The following is a 17,104-nucleotide window of genomic DNA, read 5'->3' as shown; positions in this document are numbered from 1 at the left end:
GGGCTCAGACGGTCTCGATCAGCTCGTCGACAGCCGACATCGGCCGGCGCGCGGTGTGATCGAGGCGCGTGTCGGGCCTGTCGTGATCCGCGTCATGCGGGGCATCGGGCAGCGCGGGGCCGGCCTTCATCAGCTTCAGCATGTAGTACACGCCGGTGCCGAACACGAGGAAGTACACGATCACGAACGTCATCATCGACAGGCTGACCTGCTGCACCGACAGCGGCGACACGGCCTTCGCGGTGCGCATCACGCCATACACGACCCACGGCTGGCGGCCGGCTTCGGTCGTCACCCAGCCCGCGAGCAGCGACACGAAACCGGTCGGGCCCATCACGAGCGCGAAGCGCTGGAACCACTTCGATTCATACAGGGTGCCGCGGCGGCGCAGCAGCCACGCGAGCACGGCGAGGCCGATCATCGCGAAGCCCAGGCCGACCATGATCCGGAAGCTCCAGAACACGACCGTCGAATTCGGGCGGTCTTCAGGCGGGAAATCCTTCAGCCCGCGGATCTCGCCGTCCCAGCTGTGCGTGAGGATCAGGCTGCCGAGGTGCGGCACCTTTACCGCGTAGCGGGTCGTTTCGGCTTTCATGTCCGGAATGCCGAACAGGTTGAGCGCGGTGCCGCCCTGTTCGGTTTCCCACAGCCCTTCGATCGCGGCGATCTTCGCGGGCTGGTGCTTCAGCGTGTTGATGCCGTGCTGGTCGCCGATCACGGCCTGCAGCGGCGCGAGCACCAGCAGCAGCCACAGCGCCATCGAGAACATCTTCTTCACGCCCTTGTCGCGGCGGCCCTTCAGCAGGTGCCATGCGCCCGTCGCGGCGACGACCAGCGCGGCGACGATGAACGCGGCGATCGCCATGTGGAACAGGCGGTACGGGAACGACGGGTTGAAGATGATCGCGAACCAGTCGGTCGGCACGACGCGGCCGTCGACGATCTCGAAGCCCTGCGGCGTCTGCATCCAGCTGTTCGACGCGAGGATCCAGAACGTCGAGATCAGCGTGCCGATCGCGACCATCAGCGTCGCGCCGAAGTGCGCGCGCGGGCTCACGCGATTCCAGCCGAACAGCATGATGCCGAGGAAGCCGGCTTCGAGGAAGAACGCGGTCATGACCTCGTACATCAGCAGCGGGCCGGTGACGGCGCCGGCGAAGCTCGAGAAGCCCGACCAGTTGGTGCCGAACTGATAGCTCATGACGACGCCGGAGACGACGCCCATCCCGAACGCGACCGCGAAGATCTTCGACCAGAACAGGCAGAGTGTCTTGTAGTACTGCTTGCCGGTCCTGAGCCAGCGATATTCGAGCACGGCGATGAAGCTGGCGAGGCCGATGCTCAGCGCCGGAAAGACGATGTGAAAGGAGACGGTGAACGCGAATTGCAGGCGGGCCAGATCGAGGGCCGAAAGAGCGGAGTCCATACCAGTTGACCGAGGCTGACGATACCCGCCGGCGGGTGCCGGCGGACCCCGGCCGAACCGGCGTCGGGGTTGGCTGGAGTATGGATCGCGATGTTGCGCCGCGAAATGCGCCAACTCGTCGCAGATGTCCAGCCCGCCGCGCGCGAATCCGGCATAAATCGTTGATTCGTATCAAGAAGGTCGTTCGTCCCGTGGGACGCCGCGGCGTGGCGGTCTGCCGCACGTGCGTCAATATGGCGCGTCGCATCATCGGAACGACTGCGTGCATGCGGGATCGCGGTGCGCTTGCCGTCGGCAGCCGCTGGGTGAATTGCGTACACTCTGAGTCTCGTTTCGGCAGGGCCGGGCGCATCGGTTCCGGTCCGCGTTCACTCAGGGCACGACAATGATCGATTTACGCAGCGATACCGTGACACGTCCGAGCCAGGCGATGCTGGCCGCGATGACTGCCGCCGAAGTAGGCGACGACGTATGGGGCGACGACCCGACCGTGCTGCGCCTGCAGGCCGTCACGGCCGAGCGGGCCGGCAAGGAAGCCGGCCTGTTCTTCCCGAGCGGCACGCAGAGCAATCTTGCCGCGCTGATGGCCCATTGCGAACGCGGCGACGAATACATCGTCGGCCAGCTCGCACACACCTACAAGTACGAAGGCGGCGGCGCGGCCGTGCTCGGCAGCATCCAGCCACAGCCGATCGAGAACGCGCCCGACGGCACGCTCCCGCTCGCGAAGATCGCCGCGGCGATCAAGCCGCTCGACAATCACTTCGCCCGCACGCGCCTGCTCGCGCTCGAAAACACGATCGGCGGCCTCGTGTTGCCGGAAGGCTATGTCCAGGAAGCCGTCGCGTTCGCGCGCAGCCGCGGGCTGGCCGCGCACCTCGACGGTGCGCGCGTGTGCAATGCCGCCGTCGCATCGGGTCGTCCGATCGCCGAACTGTGCGCACCGTTCGATACCGTGTCGATCTGCTTCTCGAAAGGGCTCGGCGCGCCGGTCGGTTCGGTGCTGGTCGGCAGTCGCGCGCTGGTCGAGCGCGCGCAGCGCTGGCGCAAGGTGCTCGGTGGCGGGATGCGGCAGTCGGGCATCCTCGCGGCGGCCTGCCTGTATGCGCTCGAGCACAACGTCGAACGGCTGGCCGACGATCACGCGAACGCCGCGCATCTCGCGGCGGGGCTCGCGCGCATCGAGCAAGTGAAGGTGCTGTCGCATGCGACGAACATGGTGTTCGCGCAATTTCCGGAAGCCGATTGCGCGCCGCTCGAGGCGTGGCTCAAGGCGCGAGGGATCCTCACGCAGATGCTGTACGCGTCGCGTTTCGTCACGCACTGCGATGTGTCGCGCGCGGACATCGATACCTTCATCGACGCGGTTGGCGCGTATTTCGCGCAGCGTCGCGCGTAAAGCGGAATGCGCCGGCCGGCGGGGAGCGCCGGCGCGATGTGGCGCGAAGCAGGGGGAAGGGTGACGTTGCTAGCTGTCCGTCGAATGTGTCGTGCCGGCGGATTACGCTTGCCGGGGCGCATCGACGGGCGGCGTGCCGTCGCGGAACAGCGCTTTCAACTGCGTACGCAGTTCGGGGCTGTCGGCGTGCTGGTGCACCGAGACCGCATGTTGGACGGCGGCCTCGAGCAGTTCGTTGTCGGAGTCGGCGGAAATCGCGACCGAGCAGTTCATCGCGCTGGGAAAGTCGCGGCAATCGATATAGCGGCGGGACATGATGTTCTCCTCACGGGAAAGCGGGCGGCCGGATTGGCCTGATCGGCCGCGCGGCGCGTTCGCGAGGCCGATGCAAAAAGTATAGGCGCCGCCGCGCGGTTCCTCGCCGCCGTGTATACCGCACCACGTGCCGCGCCGACGGCGTCGATTACCGGCTCGTCACGGCAGCGGCGCGAGCAGCCGGCGCGCCGCTTCGACCACCCGTGCGGACAGCGACGCCATCGTCGGCGACTGCACCGTCCACGCGTGCCAGTACAGCGTCACGTCGGTCGGATGCATGGGCGCGAGATCGACGAGCCCTTGTGCATCGAGCGGTGCGCCGCCGAGCAGCGGCTCCGGCACCATCGCGTAGCCGAGCCCGTGCCGCACCGCCGCGAAATGCGCGTGCGTGCCCGGCACGTAATGGCACGGATACGCGCCTTCGGGCAACCCGAACTTCTCCTTCAGGAACGCGGACTGCAGCGTGTCGCGCCGCGAATACGCGACGACCGGCGCATCGCGCGCGCTCGTGCGGTTCAGGCCGCGCGGAAACCAGCGCCCCGCGAACGCAGCCGCTGCGAGCAGCCGGTAGCGCATCGTGCCGAGCGGCGTCGCGACGCAGCCGCGCATCGGTTTCGGCTCGGTCGTCACGCAGCCGACGGCCATCCCGCTTTCGAGCAGCGCGAACGTGTGGTCCTGGTCCTCGACGATCAGTTCGAACAGGATGCGCTCGCCCGCGAGCACCGAAGTCAGCGCGGGGAGGAACCACGTGCCGAGGCTGTCGGAGTTCAGCGCGATCGTGACCGAGATCGGTGATTCGCGCTCGGTCGCGAGCGTGCTTTGCAGGTCGGCCTGCAGCAGCGCGACGCGGCGCAGATGCTGCAGCACGCGCTGCCCGGCCACCGTGGGGCGGCACGGCCGCGTGCGCAGCACGAGCGGCGTGCCGAGACTCGCCTCCAGCGCGCGGACCCGCTGCGTGACGGCGGATGCGGTCACGTGCAGGCGCACGGCGGCTTGCTCGAAGCTGCCGGTGTCGGCGACGGCGAGCAGCGCGGCGGCTTGCTTGGGATCGATCGTCAGAGACATATCGACGCAATTCCTGTGAACGTAAGACGAGAACAGGCGACAGTGTAAGGCAGTGCCCGCGACGCTCCGGGCGCGGCGTAACGTCCCGCCGTGTGCAACGATGCCGGCGCCACGTGTGTTTTGAACTACGCTGTAGGAACGCGCGCCCCGCGCGCCGGCGACGCATGCGAGCCGGCTTGCACCATCCGTACGATCCGCACCATCCAAGCCACCCGCACAACCGACACACCCCAGCCGACGGAGCAACTTCCCAATGATCTTCCGGCAACTTTTCGATCCGCAATCGTCGACCTACACGTATCTGCTCGCCGATCCCGCGTCGCGCGAAGCGCTGCTGATCGATCCCGTGTTCGAGCAGGTGCGCCGCGATGCGGCGCTGCTCGACGAACTCGGACTGCGGCTCGTCGCGACCGTCGACACCCACGTGCACGCCGATCACGTGACGGGCGCGTGGCTGCTGAAGCAGCGCACCGGCAGCACGATCGCGATTTCGGCCGCGAGCGGCGCGCAGGGCGCCGACCGCTACCTGAACGATGGGGACCGCTGCGCATTCGGCGCGCGCTACCTGACCGTGCGCGCGACGCCGGGCCATACGAGCGGCTGCATCAGCCTCGTGCTCGACGACGAATCGATGGCGTTCACCGGCGACTGCCTGCTGATTCGCGGCACCGGCCGCACCGACTTCCAGCAGGGCGACCCGCGCGCGCTGTATCGCGCGGTGCACGGCCGGCTCTTCACGCTGCCGGCCGCCTGCCTGCTGTATCCCGCGCACGATTATCGCGGGCTGACGGTGACGAGCGTCGGCGAGGAGCGGCGCTTCAATCCGCGCCTCGGCGGCGATCTCAGCGAAGACGATTTCGCCGGCTACATGCGCAACCTCGGGCTCGCTCATCCGCGCCAGATCGACATCGCGGTGCCCGCGAACCTGCAGTGCGGCGTCGCCGCGAACGCGCCCGATACGCATGCGGCACCCGACTGGGCGCCGCTCGTCTATACGTTCGCCGGTTTCTGGGAAATCGATCCGCAGTGGCTCGAGGATCACTTGCCGGCGGTGCAGGTCGTCGACGTGCGCGAGCCCGACGAATTCACCGGCCCGCTCGGCCACCTGCCCGGCGCGACACCGATCCCGCTCGGCGAACTGGCCGCGCGCACCGGCGAGCTCGCGCGCGACCGGCCGATCGTGACCGTGTGCCGCGCCGGCGGCCGCTCCGCGCAGGCGACGGTGATTCTGCTGAAGGCCGGGTTCGACGCCGTCGCGAACCTCGGCGGCGGGATGCTGCGCTGGCGGGGCGAAGGCCGCGTCGTGATGGACGGCCGGTCGTAGCGGCGCGAAGCCGCACAACAAAAAAATATTCGGATCGTGTCGAATCGGCGTGGCGCCGTTCGTCGTCCAGTTATCCGATCACATGGCGCCGCATGACGCGGCGCCGACACCCTGAGAGACCCCGCGATGACACCGACGCTTTACGCCCATCCGTTTTCGTCATACTGCCAGAAGGTGCTGACCGCGCTGTACGAGAACGGCACGCCGTTCGACTATCGCGTGCTCGCGCACGACGATCCGAAGCCGATGCAGGAACTGGCTGCGCTGTGGCCGCTGAAACGGTTCCCCGTGCTCGTGGACGCGGGCCGCCTCGTGATCGAGGCGACGATCATCATCGAGTACCTCGACCTCTACCATCCGGGCCCCGCGCGGCTGGTGCCCGACGACCGGCGCGCGGCGCTGGAAGTGCGGACGATGGATCGTTTCTTCGACAACTATGTATCGACGCCGCAGCAGAAGGTCGTGCACGATGCGCTGCGACCGGAGCACGAGCGCGATGCGCGGGGTGTCGCCGATGCGCGTGCGATGCTCGAAACGTCGTACGCGTGGCTGGATCGAACGATGGCCGATCGCGAATGGGCGGCCGGCGACCGCTTCAGCCTCGCCGACTGCGGCGCGGCGCCGTTCCTGTTCTATGCGGACTGGACGCACCGGATCGATCCGTCGTTCGCGAACGTGATCGCGTATCGCAAGCGGCTGCTGGCGCGGCCGTCGTTCGCGCGTGCAGTCGACGAAGCGCGGCCGTACCGCGCGTTCTTCCCGCTCGGCGCACCCGATCGCGACTGACGTTCGCGGCGGCGATCGCCGCGGCGAAGGCGATGCGGGCGGCGGCATGCGCACGACGCGATGTCGCCGCACAGGGCCGGCAGCGCGTGCCCGGGCGTCGTGACGACAGCAGCGGATGCATTGCGGCGCCGTCCCGTTACATCGTCGTGTGCTTGACCGACTGCGCGAGCGTCAGCAGTTCGTCGAACTGCGTGATGAGCTCGAAGCACAGCAGGAACGCGAGCGTATAGGCCGGCGCGGGGAAGCGCCGGATCGCCTCCAGCACCTGCGGTGCGAAGCGCGATCGAATCGCGTCGCGCGTCAGCAGCCACGCGATCGCGATGCCGATCGCCGCGCCGGCGATCAGGTCGGTCGGGTAGTGAAAGCCGAGATACGCACGCGGCACGCAGATGAACACGACCGCATACAGCAGCGCAAGCACGCCGACGCGGCGCGCGATGATGAAGATCCCCGTTGCGATCGCCATCCACAGCATCGCGTGATCGCTCGGAAACGAGCTCCATGCCTGCAGCGTGGCCGCGCGCAGTTCCTCGGACGGGAAGTGCAGGTGCAGGTCGGGGTTGTAGATCGGCCGCACGCGGAACGGCAGGGCCTTCGCGAGCAATCGGCCGAACGCGAGCGCGACGAGCCCGCTCGCGACGGTCGCGATGACCAGCTCGCGTTGCCGTTCGCGCTCGGGGCCCGGCTGGAACCATAGCCAGCACAGCACGGGGATGAGCACGAAGCCCTTGAACGTATAGAGGCCGGCGATCACGCGGATCGCGTGGTTCATCAGCGGTCCGAACGTAATGTGGGTGAGGAAGGTCTGGATCGTGGTGTCGAAATTGTTCATGTTCTGCGACCCCGGCGGACGCACGACACATGACGCGCGGCCGACAGGATCAGGAAGCGCGCTCGCACCGGAGCGCAACGGGGGGCAAGTATGTCATCGGTAATTTCAAAGAAAATGGGAAAAAATACCGGGAATCCCCTGAGAAAACGCGAATTCCGGGTGGGGCCGGATTGGAGCGGGCCGTGCGGCGCGGTGATGCAGAATCATCTGACGGTTGCGCGTGCACCCCTCCGCGCCGGCGAAAAATAATCGGTTGAACTGGATAATTTGATGAGCCGTCGCAGACTTTGCGCCGGATGACCGAAAGCGTTCCGCGTCCATCGCGGATCTACCGCCCGGTGCCCGGCCGCGCAGCACCGAAAGAAAATAAAAGAAAAGGCGGGCAAGCCCTGTGGCCTGTCCGCCCCGCATTCCTGACGTCGCGAATTACCGGCGCCACACCCGCACGGCCAGCGCAGCCAGCGACGTCGCCACGGCCAGCACGATCACCGCATTCCAGCCCAGTTGCGCGAGCAACGAACTGCCGAGCGCGGCGCCCGTCGCCATCCCGATGAACATGCCGACGAACAGCACCGCGTTGAGACGGCTGCGCGACGCCGGGTCGATTCGGTAGACGATTGCCTGGTGCGCGATCAGCGTGGCCTGCACGCCGAGATCGAAGCCGATCGTCGCGGCGGCGAGCAGCGCCAGTTGCGCATGCGGCGTGAGCAGCGGCGCGGCGGCCATCGCGGCGAACGACACGGTCGCGATCCCAATGCCGAGCCGCGTGACACGCTCGGGACCATGGTGATCGGCCAGGCGGCCGGCCACGGGCGCGGCCAGCGCACCGGCGGCGCCCGCCAGGCCGAATGCGCCGGCGGCTGCGCTGCCGAGATGGAACGGCGCGCCGTGGAGCATCACTGCGAGCGTCGACCAGAACGCGCTGAACCCGACGGCCAGCAGCCCTTGTGCGAGCGCGGCGCGGCGCAGCGCGGGATGACGGCGCCACAGTTCGCCGAGCGACCCGATCAGCGCGCGGTACGACAGCTTCGTGGTGGGCTCGAAGCGCGGCAGCCCGCGTGCGGCCACGATGCCGATGGCGGCGACGCTGGCGGCGGCGAGCGCGAACATCGCGCGCCAGCCGGCCGTTTCCGCGACGAAACCGGCGACGACGCGCGACAGCAGGATGCCGAGCAGCAACCCCGTCATCACCGTGCCGACGATGCGGCCGCGATGCGCGTCGTGCGCGAGCGTCGCGGCGGCCGGCACGACGTCCTGCGCCATCGTCGCGGTCAGGCCGATCGCGAAGCTCGCGGCCAGCAGCAGCCCGAGCGACGGCGCGACCGCCGCGAGCAGCAGCGCGACGACCAGCGCGGCGGCTTTCGTGACGATCACGCGGCGGCGGTCGAAGCGGTCGCCGAGCGGCGCGAGCAGCAGGATGCCGAGCGCATAGCCGAGCTGCGTGAGCGTCGGCACGAAGCCGATCGCGCGCGCCGACGCGCCGAGATCGGGCCCCAGCGCGGCAAGCATCGGCTGCGCATAGTAGAGCGGCGCGACGCCGAGACCGGCGGCCGCGGCCAGCAGCAGCACGAGCCGGCGATCGAGCAGCGAGGAAGCGGCCGCGGGGGCCGGTGCATGCGCCACGCGGGGCGCGGCGTCGAGACGGGTCGGAGTGGACATCGCGTACATCCTTGTTTGGCTATCGAATGGACGCGAGTGTGCCGGCCGGCGGCCGGTCACGGTAGTGCCGTCGGGCGCAGATTTGTTATACGCTTGACGAATGACCGACAAAATCCCCGATTTGCCCGCCACAGGCGGGTCTGAGCGCATTCAGGTCGTGCCCGTCGACGGCGCCGGCTATCGTTTCGAGCTGATGGAAACCTTCGTGCGCATAGTCGAGGCCGGCAGCCTGTCGGCCGCCGCCGCGCAGCTCCACACGACGCAGCCGACCATCAGCCGGCGGCTGCAGGCGCTCGAACGCTCGCTCGGGATGCGGCTGCTGCAGCGGACGACCCATGCGATGCGGCTGACCGTCGACGGCGAGCGCTGCTTCACGCGCGCGAAGGAGCTGCTGACGAACTGGGCGGCGTTCGAGGCCGACCTGCGCGGCGCGCAGGAGGAGCCCGACGGCCTGCTGCGGGTCGCGGTCCCGCATGCGTTCGGGCAGGAGCGCTTCGTCGAGCCGCTCGCGCGGTTCCTGCGCGACTACCCGCGCGTCTCGGTGGAATGGCTGCTGCAGGACGAGGTGCGCGATTTTGTCGGCAGCGGAATCGACTGCGCGATCCAGGTCGGCGAGCCGACCGATCCATCCGTCGTCGCGATCCGGCTGAGCAAGGTGCCGCGCTTCGTGGTGGCCGCGCCGTCCGTGCTGAACGGCGCCGACGTGCCCGCGGATCCCGACGCGCTCGCCGCGTTGCCGTGGCTCGCGCTGCGCACGTATTACCGGACCGAGTTGACGCTGACGCACACCGTCACGGGCGACACGCGCCGCATCGCGATGCGCCCGCGCATCACGACCGCGAACCTCTACGCGCTACGCAGCGCGGCGCTGCTCGGGGTCGGCGCGTGCGTCGGTTCGTCCTGGATGTTGGCGGACCATCTCGCGCGCGGCGAGCTCGTGCATCTCGCGCCCGACTGGTACGCCGCGCCGTTGCCGGTCTACATGACCTACCCGCACGCGCAGTTCTATCCGTCGCGGCTCGTGCGCTTCGTCTCGATGATGCGCGAGGCCGTGCCGCTGCTCGTCGAAGGGCGCGACGGGTAGGCGCCGTCGCGCGTGCCGTCAGCCGCGCCGGATGCCTTCGGGCAGCGCGCTGATGCGGCGTACTTCGGGCGAGTCGAGCCATGCGCGGGACGTCGCGCAGTCGACGAACATGTCGGTCGCATCCTCGCCCCAGAACAGATCGCCGTCGAGTTCGAAGGTCGGCACGCCGAACACGCCATGTGCGATCGCCTGGTCGGTGTTCGCGCGCAGCGCGTCCTTCACCGGTTGCGCGTCGACGGCCGTCACGCCTTCGGGAAAGCCGACCGCCTCGCACAGCGCGGCGAAGCCCTCCGGCGTCGACACGTCCTGGCCGTCGCGCCAGATGTGCCGGAAGATCCGCCGAATCGCATCGGGCGAGTTGCCCATCGCGATCGCGAGCCGCAGCGGCCGGATCGGGTTGAACGGATGCGCGGGCGGCATCCGGAACGGGATGCCGAGCTTGTCCGCGCGGTATTGCGCGTGGCGATAGGTGAAGATGCGCTTCGCCGCAATCTCGGCCGGCGCTTTCTGGCCCCAGTGCGCGAGCAGCGCGCCGAGCACGATCGGCTTCGGCTCGTATGCGGCGGCAGGCGGCAGTTGGTCGAACCGTTCCTGCTGCAGATACGCGAACGGCGAAACGAAATCGAAATACCAGGTGGCGGTGCGCGCGGCGTTCATGGTTGGGGCCCTTGTACGTGTCCGGACGGCAGTTGCGTGTCCCGCGCCGAAGGGCGACGCGGTGCATGGGTGGGCGGCCAGTGTCGCATGCGGCCGCCGTTTGCGCAGTCGCGGCGCCGCACGCGCGTGGCCCGCTACAGCTGCGGCTACGGCTGCGCGGTGTCGTGCGCCGCCGCCGCGAACCGCGCGAGACTGTCGCGCACGGTTTGCGCGTCGTAGCGCGCGCCTGCGCCGCCGAGCGCGACGGTCGCCTTCTGCGCGAGCGGCAACAACATCGCGAGCGCCGCGGCCATGGCCGGCGCGGCGGCAAGCCGCGATTTCGGACCGGACACCGTCAGCGCGCCGACGCAATCGCCGGCCGCACCGAATACCGGCACGGACGCCGACGCCGTCTCCGGGTCGCGCTCGCCGTACGACGCGGCCCACAGCTGTTCGCGCACATCGTTCCACTGTGCATCGTGCGGGTCGGTGAACGCGAGCAGCACTTTCCCGGACGCCCCCTGCCGAACCGGAAACTCCTCGCCGACCCGGATCGACACACGCACCGTACGCGCGGGTTCGACGCGATAGAGCACCGAGCGCATGTCGCCATGCCGCACGTAGAACGATGCCGTTTCACCGAGTTCGCGGCTCAGCGTCTCGAGCAACGGTTCGACGACCGGACCGACCCGGAACGAGCGTTGATACAGCGCGGCCAGCCGCAACGGCTCGTGTCCGACCGCGTACTGGCCGTCGTCGAGCTTGCGCACGAAGCCGCCGTGCTCGAGCGCGGCGAGCAGGCGCAGGATCGTGCTCTTGTACAGCCCGGTGCGGCGCGACAGTTCCGCGAGCGACAGCCGGTCGTCGGTGGGGCCGAACGCATGGAGGATCGCGAACGCGCGATCGAGGACGGCGACGCCGCTGGAGGCTTCGGCCGACGCATCAGGCGCGTCGCCGGTGGGGTCTGCGGGAGTCGAGGTGGGGGGCACGGCTTGCTGTTCCTTTGGGTGACGGTCGATCGACTATAGCGTTCTGTCTGGCAGAACTCAAGTTCCAAAAAATTGCATTTTCCCGGGTATACCCCGCTTACAGCCGATTCGGCGCGCCTCTAAAGTTCCGTCAAACAGAACGATGTTCTTTTAGATAGAACTTTGAGGTGTCGAATGAGTGTTTCCGAATATCCGCAGGTGCTGGTGAGCGAGGTCGGCCCGCGTGACGGCCTGCAGAGCATCAAGGCCGTGATGCCGACGGCCGACAAGTTGCGCTGGATCACCGCGCTCGCCGCGGCCGGCCTGCGCGAAATCGAGGTCGGATCGTTTGTGCCCGCGAGGCTGTTGCCGCAGATGGCCGACGTCCGGGAAGTCGTCGCGCACGCGCTGGCGATTCCCGGGCTGCACGTCGCCGCGCTTGCGCCGAACCTGCGCGGCGCCGGAAGCGCGTTCGAGGCGGGCGTCCACAAGCTGACGTTGCCGGTATCGGTGACCGAAGCGCACTCGCTGGCGAACATCCGCAAGACGCCGGCGCAGATGATCGACGAGGTGCGCACGATCGTCGCGCTGCGCGATGCGCGGTTTCCGTCGGTGCAGATCGAGGCGGGCGTCTCGGTGGCGTTCGGTTGCACGCTCGCCGGCGCGGTCTCCGACGACGAGACGATCGCGATGGCGGCCGCGATGGCCGAATGCGGCGTCGACGAGATCGGGCTCTCCGATACGAGCGGCTACGCGAACCCGGCGCAGGTGCGCCGGCTGTTCATGCGCCTGCGGCGCGAAGTCGGCGACAAGGCCGGCGGCGCGCACTTCCACAACACGCGCGGGCAGGGGCTCGCCAACGTCGTCGCGGCGCTCGACGCCGGCGTGACGACGCTCGACGCGAGCCAGGGCGGCCTGGGCGGCTGCCCGTATGCGCCGGGCGCGACCGGCAACATCGTCACCGAGGATCTCGTGTTCCTGCTGGAGTCGATGGGGTACGACACGGGCGTCGACGTGGACGCGCTGCTCGCCGCGCGCGCGATCCTGCACGCGGCACTGCCTGCCGAGGCGCTGTACGGCCACGTGCCGGACGCAGGGCTGCCGAAGGGGTTCTGGTATGCGGACGGCCGCGCGCCGAGCGCGACCCAGCCAGAAGGATGCCTGACGGGAGTCGCGCAATGAACGATCGTCAACCAGCTTCGGCGCTGCCGTACGAAGGCGTGCGCGTGATCGAGATGACGCACATGGTCATGGGCCCGACCTGCGGGATGCTGCTCGGCGATCTCGGTGCGGAAGTCATCAAGATCGAACCGATCGCGGGTGACAGCACGCGTGCGCTGCGCGGTTCCGGCGCGGGCTTCTTCGGGATGTTCAACCGCAACAAGAAGAGCCTGGCGGTCGACGTGAAGGATCCGCGCGGGCTCGAGATCGTGCGGCGGCTCGTCGCGACGGCGGATGTGTTCAGCGAGAACTTCAAGAGCGGCACGATGGACCGGCTCGGCCTCGGACATGCCGCGCTGTCGTCGCTGAATCCCCGCCTGGTGTACGTGTCGCACAAGGGCTTCCTGCCGGGGCCGTACGAACATCGCACCGCGCTCGACGAAGTCGTGCAGATGATGGGCGGCCTCGCGTACATGACCGGCCCCGAAGGCCGGCCGTTGCGTGCGGGCTCGAGCGTCAACGACATCATGGGCGGGATGTTCGGCGCGATCGGCGCAATGGCCGCGCTCGCGCAGCGCGAACGCACCGGGTGCGGCCAGCAGGTGCAGAGCTCGCTGTTCGAGAACAACGTGTTCCTCGTCGCGCAGCACATGATGCAGTTCGCGGTGACGGGGCAGGCCGCGTCGCCGATGCCGAGCCGGATTTCCGCATGGGCGGTCTACGACGTGTTTTCGGTGCGGGACGGCGAGCAGATCTTTCTCGCGGTCGTGTCGGACACGCAGTGGGCGCTGTTCTGCGACGCGTTCGGCCTGGCCGCGCTGAAGGACGATGCGCGCCTTGCGACGAACAATCTCCGCGTGCAGGCCCGCGAGTGGCTGCTGCCCGAACTGCGTGCGCGGCTCGCCGCGCATTCGGCCGCGGAGATCGGCGCGATCTTCGAATCGATCGGCCTGCCGTATGCGCCGATCACGAAGCCGCAGGACCTGTTCGACGATCCGCATCTGCTCGCGACCGGGGGCCTCGAAGCCGTGACGCTGCCGGCCGACGCGAGCAGCGCCGGCCGGCCGGTCGACACGCGCACCGCGCTGCTGCCGCTCACGCTTGGCGGGGAGCGCCTGCGGCTGCGCTCGGCGCCGCCCGCGCTCGGCCAGGACACGTGCGCGCTGCTCGGCGAGCTGGGTTATACGCCGGACGAGGCACGCACGCTGATCGACGCGGGCGTCGTCGCGGGGCGGCACGGGCACGGTGCGAACGGGCTGCCGCCGGGCGTACCGGACGTACCAAGCGATACGCCTTCGCCGAACGAAGCGGCGAGCGCGTAGCGCTAGCGCCGCTGCAATCCATCGAACCAACAAAAGGCATCCCGGCCGCGCTCGCGCGGGCGCGGACCGCCGCATCCACGGAGACAACCATGACATCCGCTTCCCCGGCGCTGGCCGCCGATCGCGAGACCGACGCGTCGATCGAGCAACGGGCCGTGCGCAAGGCAGCATGGCGCTTCATTCCGCTGCTCGCGCTCGCGTACTTCTTCAACTATCTCGACCGCACGAGCGTCGGGTTCGCGGCGCTGACGATGAACCGCGATCTCGGCCTGACCGCGACGCAGTTCGGCTGGGGCGCGGGGATCATGTTCGCGGGCTATTGCCTGTTCGAAGTGCCGAGCAACCTCGCGCTGTACCGCTTCGGTGCGCGGCGCTGGCTCGCACGCATCATGATCACGTGGGGGCTCATGGCGGCGGCGACTGCACTCGCGACAGGGCCAACCAGCTTCTATGCGATCCGGCTGCTGCTCGGCATCGGCGAGGCCGGCTTTTTCCCCGGCGTGATCTTCTTCCTCGCCGTGTGGTTTCCCGCGAGCTACCGCACGCGCGTGCTCGCGTGGTTCACCGTGTCGACACCGCTGTCGTCGCTGATCGGCGGTCCGCTGTCGACGTGGCTGCTGCAGCTCGACGGCGCGCTCGGCCTGGCCGGCTGGAAGTGGATGTTCATCGTCGAAGGGCTGCCCGCGTGCGCGCTCGGCTTTCTCGTCCTGAAGCGCCTGTCCGACTCGCCGGCCACGGCTGCGTGGCTGTCGGACGACGAGCGTAGCGCGCTGCAGCGCGCGTTCGAGCGCGAAGGCGCCGCCGCCGGCCGCAAGAAGGGCTTCGGCGTCGCGCTGCGAGACGTGCGCGTGTACCTGCTCGCGCTGATCTCGTTCGGCTTCACGATGGGCTCGTACGGAATCGGCATCTGGCTGCCGCAAATGCTGAAGGCGCACGGGATGTCGACGATGCAGACCGGCTGGCTGTCCGCTCTGCCGTACTTCTTCGCGACGGTTGCGCTGCTGTGGTGGGCGAAGCGGGTGGATCGGCGCGGCGCACCGATTGCGAACCTCGCGATCGGGTTGTGCATCGGCGCGGTGGCGCTCGGCGTGTCGACCCATTTCCTGACGCTCGGGCCCGCGCTCGTCGGCATCACGCTCGCGCTGATCGGCACGATTGCCGGGCGCACGATCTTCTATACGCTGCCTTCGCGCTTCCTGTCGGGCCAGGCGGCGGCCGGCGGCCTGGCGCTGATCAATTCGATCGGCGCGCTCGGCGGATTCGCGGGCCCGTATCTCGTCGGCTACCTGAAGGACAGCTTCGGCACCTTCACGGCCGGGATGCTTGGCCTCGCGATCGTCCTGGCGATCACGACGCTGCTGACGCTGTCGCTGTACGCGTTCGACCGGAGCGAATGACATGACCCTTTCGATCAAACGACGCCGGCTGCTCGGCGCGGCCGCCGCATCGCTCGCCGTCCCTGCATGGGCCGATACGCGCACGCCGGCTGACAACGGAGCTTCCCGCATGACGACGCAAGGCAACTATCTCGCGGTACGAAACGACTGGCTCGCGTCCGCGCTCGAACCCGCACTCGAGCCGGATCTGCCGATCGTCGATGCGCATCACCACTTCTACGAGCGGCCGGGCTGGATCTATATGCTCGACGACTATCTGCAGGATGCGCGCTCGGGCCACAACATCCAGGCATCCGTCTACATGCAGGCGCTGACGCGCTATCGCGATGCGGGGCCGGCCGAATTGAAGCCCGTGGGCGAGACGGCTTACATCGCCGGCGTGACCGAGCCGCTTCAGCACGGCGGCCCTGCCGTCGCGAAAGGCATCGTCGGGCATGCGGACCTGCGGCTCGGCGCGCGCGTGCGCGACGTGCTCGACGCGCATCTCGACGCGGGGCGCGGACGCTTTCGCGGCGTTCGACATCTGAGCACATGGGATGCCGATCCGTCGCTCGCGAACCCGTTGTCGGCGGTGCCGCGCGGGTTGCTGCTCGATCCCGCGTACCGGGCCGGCGTCGCGCAGCTCGCGCCGCTCGGGCTGTCGTACGACGCGTGGCTGTTCTTTCCTCAATTGCCCGAGCTGTTCGATCTGGCGAAGGCGAATCCCGATACGCGGGTCATCATCAATCACTGCGGCGGCGTCGTGCGGATCGCGAGCTACGCGGACAAGCGGCCGGAAGTCTTCCAGCGCTGGTCGGCGTCGATGCGCGAACTCGCGCGGTTGCCGAACGTATTCGTGAAGGTGGGCGGCCTCGGGATGCGGATCAACGGTTTCGATTTCGACAAGGGTGCGCGGCCGCCGTCGTCCGAACAGCTCGCGGATGCCTGGAAGCCGTGGATGCTTACCTGCATCGAAGCGTTCGGCGCCGAGCGCTGCATGTTCGAGAGCAATTTCCCGGTCGACAAGGGTTCGTATTCCTACGTGAACGGCTGGAACGCGTTCAAGCGGCTGACCGCGCACGCGAGCCCGAACGAGCGCGACGCGCTGTTCCGTGGGACCGTTTCGCACGTCTACCGGCTCGGCTGACGCGTATCGCGCGCGCCGCCTTGCTCAGCCCGTCTCCACCAGCGCCGCGAGCCTGGCGAGCGCCATGCGCCAGCCGGCTTCGTTGTCGGTGACCGGCACACCGGGCGGCACACCGTCGTGCACCGCCTCGACGCGCGTACCGCCTGCTTCGTCGGACAGCGTGATCGTGATCGTCATGGCGCCGCGCAGCATCGGATCGTCGGTTTCGAACACATCGATTTCGACGATCCGCTCGTCGGGCACGAGCGTCACGAAGCGGCCGTGATAGGTGTCGGTGTGCGCGGTGGTCTTGCCGGGGCTGTCCGATGGTTCGTCGTAGCTCAGCGACACGCGCAGCGCGCCGCCTTCGCGGGCGTCATAGGCGTGGACGCGGCATGTCATGCCGTCGGGCACCTTCCATTGTTCGACCGCGTGCGGGTCGAGCAGCGCGCGGTAGACGCGCCCGCGCGGTGCGTTCAGGTGCCGGCTGACCCGGGTCGAATGCGTGTGCATGTGCAGCATGTCGCCTCCCGCGGAATGCGCGCGACGGTGCACGCCGGATGCCGGCGTGTCGTCTTGCTTCCTTCAGGAATCCTAGGCGCGCGCGCGACGGCATGCAATCGGA

General features: G+C 68.6%; 16 protein-coding genes. 8 read left to right on the top strand and 8 right to left on the bottom strand.

Annotated elements, in window-relative coordinates:
- Positions 1–4: 4 nt before the first annotated feature.
- Entirely contained in the window at positions 5–1,426 is a 1,422-nt protein-coding gene (locus ACP26O_RS21885; RefSeq protein WP_175664259.1) for a cytochrome ubiquinol oxidase subunit I, read from the bottom strand.
- A 385-nt stretch (positions 1,427–1,811) separates the two neighbouring features.
- On the opposite strand from ACP26O_RS21885, the gene ltaE reads away from it, so the two are divergent.
- Positions 1,812–2,825, top strand: coding sequence for a low-specificity L-threonine aldolase (gene ltaE, locus ACP26O_RS21880; RefSeq protein WP_175664258.1), 1,014 nt, complete (start codon positions 1,812–1,814; stop codon positions 2,823–2,825).
- Between the two features lie 102 nt (positions 2,826–2,927).
- Here ltaE and ACP26O_RS21875 read toward each other — a convergent pair whose 3' ends face one another.
- Entirely contained in the window at positions 2,928–3,140 is a 213-nt protein-coding gene (locus tag ACP26O_RS21875) for a DUF1059 domain-containing protein (RefSeq protein ID WP_006750651.1), read from the bottom strand.
- Positions 3,141–3,299: 159 nt separating this feature from the next.
- On the bottom strand, positions 3,300–4,205 hold the full coding sequence (locus ACP26O_RS21870) for an HTH-type transcriptional regulator ArgP (RefSeq protein ID WP_126226202.1): 906 nt from the start codon (positions 4,203–4,205) through the stop codon (positions 3,300–3,302).
- A gap of 253 nt (positions 4,206–4,458) precedes the next feature.
- Here ACP26O_RS21870 and ACP26O_RS21865 point away from each other — a divergent pair, with 253 nt between their 5' ends.
- Both ACP26O_RS21865 and ACP26O_RS21860 read left to right on the top strand, forming a co-directional pair.
- Positions 4,459–5,529: a rhodanese-like domain-containing protein gene (locus tag ACP26O_RS21865; protein ID WP_175664257.1), complete on the top strand. Its 1,071-nt coding sequence runs from the start codon at positions 4,459–4,461 to the stop codon at positions 5,527–5,529.
- Positions 5,530–5,655: 126 nt separating this feature from the next.
- Positions 5,656–6,315 carry a glutathione S-transferase family protein gene (locus ACP26O_RS21860; protein ID WP_175664256.1) on the top strand — a complete coding sequence of 220 codons (660 nt, stop codon included), beginning with the start codon at positions 5,656–5,658 and terminating at the stop codon, positions 6,313–6,315.
- Positions 6,316–6,451: 136 nt separating this feature from the next.
- On the opposite strand, the gene ACP26O_RS21855 is transcribed toward ACP26O_RS21860, so the two are convergent.
- Both ACP26O_RS21855 and ACP26O_RS21850 read right to left on the bottom strand, forming a co-directional pair.
- Positions 6,452–7,147: a phosphatase PAP2 family protein gene (locus tag ACP26O_RS21855; RefSeq protein ID WP_105788157.1), complete on the bottom strand. Its 696-nt coding sequence runs from the start codon at positions 7,145–7,147 to the stop codon at positions 6,452–6,454.
- Between the two features lie 426 nt (positions 7,148–7,573).
- Positions 7,574–8,806: an MFS transporter gene (locus ACP26O_RS21850; RefSeq protein ID WP_175664255.1), complete on the bottom strand. Its 1,233-nt coding sequence runs from the start codon at positions 8,804–8,806 to the stop codon at positions 7,574–7,576.
- Positions 8,807–8,906: 100 nt separating this feature from the next.
- Here ACP26O_RS21850 and ACP26O_RS21845 point away from each other — a divergent pair, with 100 nt between their 5' ends.
- Positions 8,907–9,890 (top strand): LysR family transcriptional regulator, encoded by a 984-nt coding sequence (locus tag ACP26O_RS21845; RefSeq protein ID WP_175664254.1) that lies wholly within the window; start codon positions 8,907–8,909, stop codon positions 9,888–9,890.
- An 18-nt stretch (positions 9,891–9,908) separates the two neighbouring features.
- On the opposite strand, the gene ACP26O_RS21840 is transcribed toward ACP26O_RS21845, so the two are convergent.
- Positions 9,909–10,547: a 2-hydroxychromene-2-carboxylate isomerase gene (locus tag ACP26O_RS21840; protein WP_165753954.1), complete on the bottom strand. Its 639-nt coding sequence runs from the start codon at positions 10,545–10,547 to the stop codon at positions 9,909–9,911.
- Between the two features lie 146 nt (positions 10,548–10,693).
- A complete protein-coding gene (locus ACP26O_RS21835; protein WP_175656739.1) occupies positions 10,694–11,515 on the bottom strand; it encodes an IclR family transcriptional regulator in 822 nt (273 codons plus the stop codon).
- 174 nt (positions 11,516–11,689) lie between these two features.
- Between ACP26O_RS21835 and ACP26O_RS21830 the strand changes: the two genes are divergently transcribed.
- From ACP26O_RS21830 to ACP26O_RS21815, 4 genes are all read left to right on the top strand, one after another.
- Positions 11,690–12,676 (top strand): hydroxymethylglutaryl-CoA lyase, encoded by a 987-nt coding sequence (locus ACP26O_RS21830; protein ID WP_175664253.1) that lies wholly within the window; start codon positions 11,690–11,692, stop codon positions 12,674–12,676.
- Complete coding sequence (locus ACP26O_RS21825; RefSeq protein ID WP_175664252.1) at positions 12,673–13,977, top strand: CaiB/BaiF CoA transferase family protein; 1,305 nt, start codon at positions 12,673–12,675, stop codon at positions 13,975–13,977. Before ACP26O_RS21830 ends, ACP26O_RS21825 begins: the two co-directional genes overlap by 4 nt.
- Positions 13,978–14,066: 89 nt before the next feature.
- The gene (locus ACP26O_RS21820) at positions 14,067–15,374 is read left to right on the top strand and encodes an MFS transporter (RefSeq protein WP_175664251.1); all 1,308 of its coding nucleotides are present in this window, start codon (positions 14,067–14,069) and stop codon (positions 15,372–15,374) included.
- Position 15,375: 1 nt separating this feature from the next.
- Complete coding sequence (locus ACP26O_RS21815) at positions 15,376–16,500, top strand: amidohydrolase family protein (RefSeq protein WP_175664250.1); 1,125 nt, start codon at positions 15,376–15,378, stop codon at positions 16,498–16,500.
- A gap of 24 nt (positions 16,501–16,524) precedes the next feature.
- Here the strand turns inward: ACP26O_RS21815 and ACP26O_RS21810 are convergent, their stop codons facing one another.
- Complete coding sequence (locus ACP26O_RS21810) at positions 16,525–17,001, bottom strand: SRPBCC family protein (protein ID WP_011659750.1); 477 nt, start codon at positions 16,999–17,001, stop codon at positions 16,525–16,527.
- Positions 17,002–17,104: the final 103 nt, after the last annotated feature.

Origin of the sequence: Burkholderia sp. R-40, assembly GCF_049942845.1 — a bacterium.
GTDB classification, from domain to species: domain Bacteria; phylum Pseudomonadota; class Gammaproteobacteria; order Burkholderiales; family Burkholderiaceae; genus Burkholderia; species Burkholderia ambifaria.
Note: the sequence above shows the minus strand (reverse complement) of the source record. Positions and strands in the feature narration are given on the sequence as shown.

Excerpts from the sequence above, each read along its gene's own strand:
- ACP26O_RS21820 (WP_175664251.1), top strand. The coding sequence starts at position 14,067 with ATGACATCCGCTTCCCCGGCGCTGGCCGCCGATCGCGAGACCGACGCG.
- ACP26O_RS21845 (WP_175664254.1), top strand. The coding sequence starts at position 8,907 with ATGACCGACAAAATCCCCGATTTGCCCGCCACAGGCGGGTCTGAGCGC.
- ACP26O_RS21810 (WP_011659750.1), bottom strand. The coding sequence starts at position 17,001 with ATGCTGCACATGCACACGCATTCGACCCGGGTCAGCCGGCACCTGAAC.
- ltaE (WP_175664258.1), top strand. The coding sequence starts at position 1,812 with ATGATCGATTTACGCAGCGATACCGTGACACGTCCGAGCCAGGCGATG.
- ACP26O_RS21870 (WP_126226202.1), bottom strand. The coding sequence starts at position 4,205 with ATGTCTCTGACGATCGATCCCAAGCAAGCCGCCGCGCTGCTCGCCGTC.
- ACP26O_RS21855 (WP_105788157.1), bottom strand. The coding sequence starts at position 7,147 with ATGAACAATTTCGACACCACGATCCAGACCTTCCTCACCCACATTACG.
- ACP26O_RS21850 (WP_175664255.1), bottom strand. The coding sequence starts at position 8,806 with ATGTCCACTCCGACCCGTCTCGACGCCGCGCCCCGCGTGGCGCATGCA.
- ACP26O_RS21885 (WP_175664259.1), bottom strand. The coding sequence starts at position 1,426 with ATGGACTCCGCTCTTTCGGCCCTCGATCTGGCCCGCCTGCAATTCGCG.
- ACP26O_RS21860 (WP_175664256.1), top strand. The coding sequence starts at position 5,656 with ATGACACCGACGCTTTACGCCCATCCGTTTTCGTCATACTGCCAGAAG.
- ACP26O_RS21840 (WP_165753954.1), bottom strand. The coding sequence starts at position 10,547 with ATGAACGCCGCGCGCACCGCCACCTGGTATTTCGATTTCGTTTCGCCG.
- ACP26O_RS21815 (WP_175664250.1), top strand. The coding sequence starts at position 15,376 with ATGACCCTTTCGATCAAACGACGCCGGCTGCTCGGCGCGGCCGCCGCA.
- ACP26O_RS21825 (WP_175664252.1), top strand. The coding sequence starts at position 12,673 with ATGAACGATCGTCAACCAGCTTCGGCGCTGCCGTACGAAGGCGTGCGC.
- ACP26O_RS21875 (WP_006750651.1), bottom strand. The coding sequence starts at position 3,140 with ATGTCCCGCCGCTATATCGATTGCCGCGACTTTCCCAGCGCGATGAAC.
- ACP26O_RS21830 (WP_175664253.1), top strand. The coding sequence starts at position 11,690 with ATGAGTGTTTCCGAATATCCGCAGGTGCTGGTGAGCGAGGTCGGCCCG.
- ACP26O_RS21865 (WP_175664257.1), top strand. The coding sequence starts at position 4,459 with ATGATCTTCCGGCAACTTTTCGATCCGCAATCGTCGACCTACACGTAT.